The sequence below is a fragment of the Variovorax glucosi genome, from assembly GCF_051216695.1.
In the GTDB taxonomy this organism is placed as follows: Bacteria; Pseudomonadota; Gammaproteobacteria; order Burkholderiales; family Burkholderiaceae_C; genus Variovorax.
In genome coordinates this window covers 1-1,019 of sequence record NZ_JBPJZE010000427.1, presented here as the reverse complement: position 1 = coordinate 1,019, position 1,019 = coordinate 1, and the positions used below count along the sequence as shown (strand labels likewise).

2 protein-coding genes are annotated in these 1,019 nt (G+C 66.5%); both read left to right on the top strand.

The window, feature by feature from the left end; translation table 11 throughout:
* The coding region (locus tag ACSFA3_RS26240) for a DUF932 domain-containing protein (RefSeq protein ID WP_435508221.1) at positions 1-424 on the top strand (424 nt) is incomplete at its 5' end.
* Between the two features lie 76 nt (positions 425-500).
* A partial coding sequence (locus ACSFA3_RS26235; protein ID WP_435508220.1) for a ParB/RepB/Spo0J family partition protein occupies positions 501-1,019 on the top strand: 519 nt, incomplete at its 3' end.

The window sequence follows — 1,019 nt, the reverse complement described above, 5'->3', positions numbered from 1 at the left end:
GGACGTGCGCGTACCCCACAAGGGCGATGTGGCGGGCCACGTCATCGAAGGCGCCTATGAAGTCTTGAGCGGCTTCGACCGGGCGCAGGAGTCGCGCGAAGTCATGCAGACGGTCACGCTGGACGCCGGAGAGTCGGAGGTGTTCGCCCGCGCCGCGCTGACCCTCAAGTACGACGACCCGGACAGGCCCGCACCCGTCACGGAAACCCAAATCCTGATGTCGCGCCGCACGGACGACGCCCGCAGCGACCTGTGGAGCGTGTTCAACCGCACGCAGGAAAACCTCATCAAGGGCGGCCTGCGCGCCCGCGCCGCCAACGGTCGCCGCCAGAGCACGCGACCCGTGCAGGGTATCGACCAGAACCTCCGGCTGAACCGCGCCCTGTGGTTGCTGGCCGATGGCATGCGCCAGCTCAAGGCCTGAGCCCCAAGTCCGGAGGGCGCGCAGTCCCTCCATCCATTCCCCATTTTCTTCATCTTGTCCCGATAGGAGCTACACCATGAACACCGCTACCTTTCAAGAAACCAATGCCATCGACGCAGCCGCCTCCATCGCTGCGGGCGCTGCCACCGTCGCGGCTTCGCAGGAACTTCTGCTGATCCCGCTGTCCAAGCTGCGGCCTTCGAGTCGCAACGTGCGCAAGAGCGGCGGCACCTCGATTCGCGAACTGGCCGCGAGCATCGCGCGCGTGGGACTGCTGCAAAACCTCACCGTGGTGGCCGCGTCCGACGGCGAGCACTACGACGTGGTGGCCGGGCGGCGGCGTCTGGCCGCGTTGAAGCTGCTGGTCAAGCGCCGCAAGCTGGCAAAGGACCATGAGGTGCATTGCCTGCTGGTGCAGGACGATGCGGCCCGCACCGTCAGCCTGACGGAAAACGTGCAGCGCGAGGCCATGTCGCCCATCGAGGAACTGTTCGCCTGGAAAGACCTCGTGGCCGAAGGCCGACCCGTGGACGACATTGCCGCCGATTTCGGCGTGACGCCCTTGGTGGTACAGCGGCGCCTGAAGCTCGCCAAC